The 8895-nt window shown below is 71.6% G+C and carries 7 protein-coding genes; 2 read left to right on the forward strand and 5 right to left on the reverse strand.

What is annotated here, in order from left to right; translation table 11 throughout:
* Positions 1 to 73: 73 nt before the first annotated feature.
* The 3 genes from AC0699_RS05685 to AC0699_RS05695 form a co-directional block, all read right to left on the reverse strand.
* The gene (locus AC0699_RS05685) at positions 74 to 1354 is read right to left on the reverse strand and encodes an MFS transporter (RefSeq protein WP_478656042.1); all 1281 of its coding nucleotides are present in this window, start codon (positions 1352 to 1354) and stop codon (positions 74 to 76) included.
* 246 nt (positions 1355 to 1600) lie between these two features.
* Entirely contained in the window at positions 1601 to 2257 is a 657-nt protein-coding gene (locus tag AC0699_RS05690) for an MBL fold metallo-hydrolase (RefSeq protein ID WP_478656045.1), read from the reverse strand.
* Between the two features lie 21 nt (positions 2258 to 2278).
* Positions 2279 to 2968: a maleylpyruvate isomerase family mycothiol-dependent enzyme gene (locus tag AC0699_RS05695; RefSeq protein WP_478656048.1), complete on the reverse strand. Its 690-nt coding sequence runs from the start codon at positions 2966 to 2968 to the stop codon at positions 2279 to 2281.
* A gap of 221 nt (positions 2969 to 3189) precedes the next feature.
* Here AC0699_RS05695 and uvrA point away from each other — a divergent pair, with 221 nt between their 5' ends.
* Entirely contained in the window at positions 3190 to 6204 is a 3015-nt protein-coding gene (gene uvrA / locus AC0699_RS05700; RefSeq protein WP_478656050.1) for an excinuclease ABC subunit UvrA, read from the forward strand.
* Positions 6205 to 6572: 368 nt separating this feature from the next.
* Here uvrA and AC0699_RS05705 read toward each other — a convergent pair whose 3' ends face one another.
* Positions 6573 to 7502 (reverse strand): carbohydrate kinase family protein, encoded by a 930-nt coding sequence (locus AC0699_RS05705; RefSeq protein ID WP_478656052.1) that lies wholly within the window; start codon positions 7500 to 7502, stop codon positions 6573 to 6575.
* 138 nt (positions 7503 to 7640) lie between these two features.
* On the opposite strand from AC0699_RS05705, the gene AC0699_RS05710 reads away from it, so the two are divergent.
* Entirely contained in the window at positions 7641 to 8069 is a 429-nt protein-coding gene (locus AC0699_RS05710; protein ID WP_478656054.1) for a Rieske (2Fe-2S) protein, read from the forward strand.
* Positions 8070 to 8132: 63 nt separating this feature from the next.
* Here the strand turns inward: AC0699_RS05710 and AC0699_RS05715 are convergent.
* A partial coding sequence (locus AC0699_RS05715; RefSeq protein WP_478656056.1) for a hypothetical protein occupies positions 8133 to 8895 on the reverse strand: 763 nt, incomplete at its 5' end.

The following is an 8895-nucleotide window of genomic DNA, read 5'->3' on the forward strand; positions in this document are numbered from 1 at the left end:
CAAACGGCGAACAGCGAACGGCGAACAGCGAACGACGGACGGCCGACGGCTGTCGGCTGACGTCCCGGGCGCGTCAGGCCGTCGCCCGCGCCTCCGCGGGCTGCGCGTCCGTCGTCCGCGCGGGCAAAGTCTCCGGCAGCAGCGCGAAGCACCCGAGGCTGAGCAGGGCCATCCCGGTCAGATACGCCGCCACACCCCACGGCGGGCCGCTCCCGCCCGCCAGCGCCGTGGCCACGATCGGTGTCAGCGCGCCGCCCAGCACGCCCGCCAGGTTGTAGCCGACCGCCGCGCCCGTACACCGCACCCTCGGCTCGTACAGCTCCGGCAGATACGCCGCGACCACGGCGAACATGGTGATGAAGGCCAACAGCGCGCCGAGGAACCCGGCGAACATCAGCACCGGCTCGGCGGTCTGCAGCAGCGCGGCCATCGGGAACATCCACAGTGCGATGGCAGTGCACCCGATGAGACACAGCGGCCGTCGCCCGTAGCGGTCACCGAGCATCGCCAGGAACGGCGTCGCCGCACCCTTCACGGCCACGGCCGCCATGATGCAGAGGAGCATCGCCGTACGGCTCACCCCGAGCTTCTCCGTGCCGTACGCCAGCGCCCAGGTGGAGACCGCGTAGAAGACGGCGTAGCCGACCGAGAGCGCCCCGGCGGTCAGCAGCACCAGCCGCCAGTGGCCGCGCAGCACTTCGGCCAGCGGCAGCCGCGCCCGTTCGGTGATCTGCTCGAACTGCGGCGTCTCCGCCAGAGAGCTGCGCAGCAGCAGTCCGCCCACCGCGAGCAGACCGGCCGCCCAGAACGGCACCCGCCAGCCCCACTCCCGGAACTGGGCATCGCTCAGCCCGGCGGACAGCGCCAGCATCACCCCGTTGGCCAGCAGAAATCCGACGGCCGGCCCGATCTGCGGGAAGCTCGCCCACAGCCCGCGGCGCCCCGCCGGCGCATGCTCGGCCGTCAGCAGCACTGCTCCGCCCCATTCGCCGCCGAGCCCGAGGCCCTGCAGAAAGCGCAGCACCAGCAGCAGGAGGGGAGCGGTGACGCCGAGGGTCGCGTACGACGGCACACAGCCGACCGCGACCGTGGCCAGCCCGGTCAGCAGCAGCGAGGCGAAGAGCACCGGCCGACGCCCGTAGCGGTCACCGATGTGCCCGAAGAGTACGGAGCCGAGCGGCCGTGAAAGAAAACCGATCGCGAACGTGCCGAAAGCGGCGAGCGTCCCGGCGAGCGGCGAGAACGTAGGAAAGAACAGCGGCCCCAGTACCAGCGCCGCGGCCGTGCCGTAGACGAAGAAGTCGTAGAACTCGACGGCCGTCCCGGCGAGCGCGGCCGCCGCGAGCCGGGTCATGGAGGGGGGCGACGGCGGGGACGAGGGCGACGGAGAGGATGATGGCGACGGAGAGTGACGTGTACGCATGTCGCGCCAACTACCCGTAATCGCCCGTGGTTACGGGGCGCGCGGAAGCATGCCGGAGCGAGATCGCTCACTGCGACCGGGCGACCGGCGCCCGGATTTCACCCCGCTGCCGCCCCTGCCGCCCCTGCCGCTCCTGTCGTCCGTCGCCGACCGCCCCGTCGGCCGCTCACCCGGCGGTCACCAGCCGCGCTCGCGCCACTCCGGCAGATGCGGCCGCTCGTTGCCGAGCGTGGTGTCGTTGCCGTGGCCCGGGTAGACCCAGGTCTCGTCCGGCAGCACCGCGAAGAGCTTCGTCTCGACGTCACGGATCAGCGAGGCGAACGCCTCCGGATCCTTCCAGGTGTTGCCCACGCCACCAGGGAAGAGACAGTCGCCGGTGAAGACATGGGGATGGCCGTGCGGGTCGTCGTAGACGAGAGCGATCGAGCCGGGTGTGTGGCCCACCAGATGACGGGCGGTGAGTTCGACCCGGCCGACCTTGATCGTGTCCCCGTCCTCGACCAGCACATCGGTCGGCACCGGAATGCCCGCCGCGTCGTACCGGCCCGCGTAGGTGCGCGCGCCGGTCGCCGCGACCACATCGGCCAGTGCCTGCCAGTGGTCGCCGTGCCGGTGGGTGGTGACGACGGCCGTGATGCCGTCGTCACCGATCAGCGTGAGCAGTGTCTCGGCCTCGTTGGCCGCGTCGATCAGCAGCTGGTCGCCGGTGGTCCGGCAGCGCAGCAGATAGGAGTTGTTGTCCATGGGGCCGACGGCGACCTTGGAAATCATCAGGTCCGCGAGCTCGTGCACATCCGCCGGACCGCCGACCTTCACCGCTCCGCTGTATGTCATGGGGTCAGCGTACTCAGCCGACTACAGGGGCGGCAGCACCGGCAGCGGGCCGCCGGTGGCCACCAGCGCCGAGCCGTCCCGGCGGCCGGACAGCCAGCCGAGGAGGTCGGCCGCGGGCCCCCTGACGCCCACCGGACCACCGCTCGCCCCGCCGCCGGTGGTCCAGGTCTGCCCGCCCTCGGCGGCCAGACCGGTCGACGGCACATCCTTGTGGCCGCCGAAACGCTCGGCGAGGAAGTCGATCTCGCGCCGGACGAACTCGTCCGGCAGGTCCTCCAGCTCGTAGCCGATGCCCAGGTCGACGTGGTGCAGCTCGACCTCCACCAGCCGCCGGAAGGGAATCCGGGCCGCCGCGTCCTTCACGCCGTTGCGCAGCTCCACGATCCGGGCCCAGTCGGTCTCCCCGGCACCCGCCGCCCGGAAGCGGGCGGCACTGTCGCGTACGTCGTCGAGATGGACGGCGAGCGGGCGGGGCGCGTCGCGCTCGATGTCCGCCTCGCGCGCCTCCGCGCTGGGGTACATCGGGCGGCCCTCGAGCACGTTCACGAGAGCGTCCGCGTTGCGGGCGAGATGGGCCAGGACATGGCCGCGGGTCCAGCCGGGGAGCAGTGACGACTCCGCGACCGCCGCGTTGTCCAGGGCGGCGGCTGCGGTGAGGAGCCGGTCCGTCGCTTCGCGTACTGATGCCAGGTCACGCACGGGATCGATCATGGGGAAGACGATAGCCCCGCCACACGTTCGAGTGAAGGTGACGTGCGCGCCCGAAAATCGAATGCGCGTGCTATAGGCTCGTGAGAGGCATCCTTGGAAGCCGGGCATTCATCCGTCCGGCAGTCATCGGTCTCGTGGTCCCCTAGCCTGGAGCAGTCCGCGACGGGGGCTCTGCCCCCGATTCTTCTCACGACCTCCCTCAAGAAAGGTGCGGACCCGGCGTGGCCGACCGTCTCATCGTCCGTGGCGCTCGCGAGCACAACCTCAAGAACGTCTCGCTCGACCTCCCGCGTGACTCACTCATCGTCTTCACCGGGCTCTCGGGGTCGGGTAAGTCGTCCCTCGCGTTCGACACGATCTTCGCCGAGGGGCAGCGCCGGTACGTCGAGTCGCTCTCCTCCTACGCCCGGCAGTTCCTCGGCCAGATGGACAAGCCGGACGTCGACTTCATCGAGGGTCTCTCCCCGGCCGTCTCGATCGACCAGAAGTCCACGTCGCGCAATCCGCGCTCCACGGTCGGCACGATCACCGAGGTGTACGACTACCTCCGGCTGCTCTTCGCCCGGATCGGCAAGCCGCACTGCCCCGAGTGCGGCCGCCCCATCTCGCGCCAGTCGCCCCAGGCCATCGTCGACAAGGTGCTCGAGCTCCCCGAGGGCAGCCGCTTCCAGGTGCTGTCGCCGCTCGTCCGCGAGCGCAAGGGCGAGTTCGTCGACCTCTTCGCCGACCTCCAGACCAAGGGGTATGCGCGGGCGAGGGTCGACGGACAGACCATCCAGCTCACCGAGCCGCCCAAGCTGAAGAAGCAGGAGAAGCACACGATCGAGGTGGTCGTCGACCGCCTCACCGTCAAGGAGAGCGCCAAGCGCCGGCTCACCGACTCCGTCGAGACCGCGCTCGGCCTCTCCGGCGGCATGGTCGTGCTGGACTTCGTCGACCTCCCCGAGGACGACCCCGAGCGCGAGCGGATGTACTCGGAGCATCTGTACTGCCCGTACGACGACCTGTCCTTCGAGGAGCTGGAGCCCCGCTCCTTCTCCTTCAACTCGCCGTTCGGCGCCTGCCCCGACTGCACCGGCATCGGCACGCGCATGGAGGTCGACCCCGAGCTGATCGTCCCCGACGAGGAGCGGTCGCTCGACGAGGGTGCGATCCACCCCTGGTCCCACGGCCACACCAAGGAGTATTTCGGGCGGCTCATCGGCGGGCTCGCCCAGGCGCTCGGCTTCTCCACCGACATGCCGTGGGCGGGGCTGCCGCAGCGGGCCAAGAAGGCCCTGCTGTACGGCCACAAGACCCAGGTCGAGGTCCGCTACCGGAACCGGTACGGAAGGGAGCGGGCGTACGTCACGCCCGCCTTCGAGGGCGCGGTCTCCTTCGTCAAGCGGCGCCACAGCGAGGCCGAGAGCGACTCCAGCCGGGAGCGCTTCGAGGGCTACATGCGCGAGGTGCCCTGCCCGACCTGTGAGGGCAGCCGCCTCAAGCCGATCGTCCTCGCGGTCACGGTCATGGAGAAGTCCATCGCCGAGGTGTCCGCGATGTCGATCAGCGAGTGCGCCGAGTTCCTGGGCGAGCTGAGGCTCAACGCCCGCGACAAGAAGATCGCGGAGCGGGTCCTCAAGGAGGTCAACGAACGGCTGAGGTTCCTGGTCGACGTCGGCCTCGACTACCTCTCGCTCAACCGCGCGGCCGGCACGCTCTCCGGCGGCGAGGCGCAGCGCATCCGGCTCGCCACGCAGATCGGCTCCGGACTCGTCGGCGTGCTGTACGTCCTGGACGAGCCGTCCATCGGCCTGCACCAGCGCGACAACCACCGGCTCATCGAGACCCTGGTCCGCCTCAGGGACATGGGCAACACCCTGATTGTCGTGGAGCACGACGAGGACACCATCAAGGTGGCCGACTGGGTCGTCGACATCGGCCCGGGCGCCGGCGAGCACGGCGGCAAGGTCGTCCACTCCGGCCCGCTGAAGCAGCTGCTGGGCAACAAGGACTCGATGACCGGGCAGTATCTCTCCGGGAAGAAGTCCATCCCGACGCCGGACATCCGGCGCCCCATGGACCCGGCCAGGCAGCTGACGGTGCACGGCGCCCGGGAGAACAACCTGCGGGACATCGATGTGTCGTTCCCGCTCGGCGTCCTCACGGCGGTCACCGGAGTCTCCGGTTCCGGCAAGTCGACGCTGGTCAACGACATTCTGTACACACACCTGGCGCGCGAGCTCAACGGCGCCAAGTCGGTCCCGGGCCGGCACACCCGCGTGGACGGCGACGATCTCGTAGACAAGGTCGTGCACGTGGACCAGTCGCCCATCGGCCGGACGCCCCGCTCCAACCCGGCCACGTACACCGGCGTTTTCGACCACGTCCGCAAGCTCTTCGCGGAGACGATGGAGGCGAAGGTCCGCGGCTATCTGCCCGGCCGCTTCTCCTTCAACGTCAAGGGCGGACGCTGCGAGAACTGCTCGGGCGACGGCACGATCAAGATCGAGATGAACTTCCTGCCGGATGTGTACGTCCCGTGCGAGGTCTGCCACGGTGCGCGCTACAACCGGGAGACCCTGGAGGTCCACTACAAGGGCAAGTCCATCGCCGAGGTGCTGGACATGCCGATCGAGGAGGCGCTGCACTTCTTCGAGGCCGTGCCGACGATCGCCCGCCATCTGAAGACGCTCAGCGAGGTGGGCCTCGGCTATGTCCGCCTCGGGCAGTCGGCGCCGACACTGTCGGGTGGTGAGGCGCAGCGCGTGAAGCTGGCCTCGGAACTGCAGAAGCGCTCCACGGGCCGCACGGTCTACGTCCTGGACGAGCCGACCACCGGTCTGCACTTCGAGGACATCTCGAAGCTGATCAATGTGCTGTCCGGGCTGGTCGACAAGGGCAACACGGTGATCGTCATCGAGCACAACCTGGACGTCATCAAGACCGCGGACTGGGTCCTCGACATGGGCCCCGAGGGCGGCAACGGCGGCGGCCTCGTCATCGCCGAGGGCACCCCGGAGCAGGTCGCGGGCGTCCCCGCCAGCCACACCGGCAAGTTCCTGCGGGACATCCTGAGCCCGGAGCGCATCAGCGACGCGGTGCCGCCGCAGTCCCGCAAGACGGCGGCGAAGAAGGCCACGGCGAAGAAGACGGTCTCGGCCAACGCCACCGCGGTCAGGAAGAAGACGGTCACGGCCAACGCGACGCCGGTGAAGAAGGCGGCCCCGGCTCGTAGCCGGGCGCGCAAGGCCTGACCTGCGGACCGCGACGGGCCCGCCGCCGCCCGGGGGCGACGGGCCCGTCGATGGGCCGCCCAGGTGGTCGGTCGGCGACGCGCGCTGTCCGGCGCGGGCACGGTGGCCGGTGCCCGCGTCGCGAGCCCGGGGGACATCCGACAGCCCGCAGGGCTCCGCCCCAGCCGCCGCGCCGCAAGCGCCGACGGGGCTCATCCGGAGCCCGTCGGGGGTCCGCCAGGCGAAGCTCTGGGGGAGCTGTGGGGGAGATCGAGGACACGGCCGGAGGCCGTACGGGGCTGGGAGCAGCCTCCGGTTACAGGAAGGGGCGGCGAAGGGCGGGCAGGGACGGGGAGGGGAAGGATCCGCCGGACCGCGCCCCGCGGGCGCTACGCCAACTCCGACGCGTACGGCGGCTCCGCCCCCGTGCGGGAGCACGTCAGCGCCGCCGCACGAGCCGCGAAGGTGAGGACCTCGCGCCAGCCGGGCCCGGTCAGGGCGAGCAGGGCCTCGGGGGAGAGCGCGTCGAGCCGTGCCAGAGCGTGCAGCAGCGCCGCGTTCACCGTGTCGCCCGCGCCGATCGTGTCCGCGACGGTCACCGCCTCCGCCGGGACGGAAACCTCCAGGCCGTCCCGGGTGTACACCGTGAGCCCCCGCTCCGCGCGCGTCAGCACCACCGCCGCGGGACCCTCCGCGGGGCCCTCCCCGAGCCACCACTGCGGGGAGTCGCCGAGCCATTTCGCGTCGTCCTCGGAGAGCTTCAGCAGCGACACCGACGGCAGCCAGCCCGCGAACCGCGCCCGGTACGCGTCGGGGTCCGGGATCAGCCCCGGCCGGATGTTCGGGTCGAGCAGGGTGAAGCGCCCGCACCCCGCCTCCCGCCGCAGCAGCGCCTCGTACGCGCTCGCCCCCGGCTCCAGCACCATCGAGCACGTCCCGAACGCCAACGCCCGGACCTCACGGGGCAGTTCGGGCGGCAGCGCGAAGAGCCGGTCCGCGCTGCCGGACGCGTGGAAGCCGTATCCCGCGGAGCCGTCCGCCCCGATCGCGGCGACCGCGAGCGTCGTCGGCTCCGGTCCGCGCTGCACCAGGGAGGTGCCGACGCCCGCCGCACGCAGTCCGTCCAGCAGTGCCTCGCCGAAGCCGTCCGTCGAGACGCGTGAGCAGAAGGTGACGGTCGCGCCCAGGCGGCCCAGCGCCACGGCCGTGTTGTACGGGCCGCCGCCGAGCCGTGGAAGCAGCGCCGGCAACCGTCCGCCGTCGACCTCCGCCCGCGCCGGGACCAGGTCGATCAGGGACTCACCGGCGACGACGATCACGGCTGAAAACGTAACCCATCGTTCCGGGGCGCGACAGTACGTCTCCGGCCACGACCCGCCCGCAGGCGCCGCGATCTGCGCCGGTATCGTCGGGTCTGTCGCCAACCCCGCCCCCCACCTCTGACCAGTGGAGACTTGATGTCCGGCCACCCCGCCTCCCGCCGTACCGTGCTGAAAGGCGCCGCCCTCGCCGGGGCTGCCGGGCTGGGGGTCGCCGCCTGCTCCACCGAGTCCAAGGTGGGCCACGCCCAGGTCCCGACCCCGACCGCGCCGGTCGAGCTCGGCGCCGCGGACGCGGTTCCGGTCGGGGGCACCAAGCTCTTCCGCGAGCAGCGACTCGTCGTGCACTGCCCGGCGAAGGGCCAGTACAAGGCGTTCAGCGCGCAGTGCACGCACGCCGGCTGTGTTCTGGACAAGGTGGAGGGCACGGAGGGGAACTGCCCCTGCCACGGCAGCCGCTTCGACTGCACCACCGGCGAGGCCGTCCAGGGCCCGGCGACCGTGCCGCTCCCGGAGGTCCCCGTCACGGTGCGCGACGGGAAGCTCGTCGCCGGGCCGTCCGCGTAGGCCCTGCGGCCAGGCCCCAGGCCCAGGCCCAGCCCCAGGCCCTGACCTGGCCCAGGCCCCGAGTCAGTCCCAGTCCCAGGCGATCCCCAGGATCCCGGGCCGCACCCCGTGCTCGACCAGATGGACCGTTCGGTGCCGGCCGCTCAGCGTCAGGTCCGTACGGCCCGTCCGCGGCGCCCCCGTGGAGGCCTGCGCGAAGCGCCGGCACCGCACCGGCAGTGCCGCCTCGTCGAACCGCACCTGCAGCACGTACTGCCCGCCCGCGAAGCTGAAACCCCGCATGTACTCACCGCTCGGCCCCGCGGTCCCGTCCTCGAAGCCGTAGCCGAAGAGGTACGTCTCGCCCGCCCGCAGCCGCGCGTCGAAGAGCAGCTCCGCCACCAGGACCCCGGTCTCCCGGTCGCTCCGCACGCGCCCCGTGCGGCAGTTCTCCGTCGCCCGCACCACCACCCGTGCCGGGTCGCAGCCGGGATCGCCCTGGTGTATCGCCAGATATCGGTCCATCCCGTCGCGGTGGGCCCGTACGACATGCTGCGAGTCGCGCCCCAGCAGCTCGCGCCCTGCCCCGATCCGCACCCGCTCGTGGTGCCCCACGGTGTGCAGTCCGCCGTCCGCCGGCTGCTCCAGCCCGGCCAGCAGCTGCTCCACCACGCCGGACACCTCGACCAGCGAACGGTACGACCGTGGGGGGGGGGGGGGGGGGGGGGGGGGAGAGGGGGGAGGGGGGGGGGGGGGGAGGGGGGGGGGGGAGAGAACCCGCAAAAAGAAGGAGGGGCGAGGGCAGCGAGAGGGGAGGCGAGGGGGGCGGCGATGGGGCGGACAGACA

This window comes from Streptomyces sp. NPDC043870 (assembly GCF_056435785.1).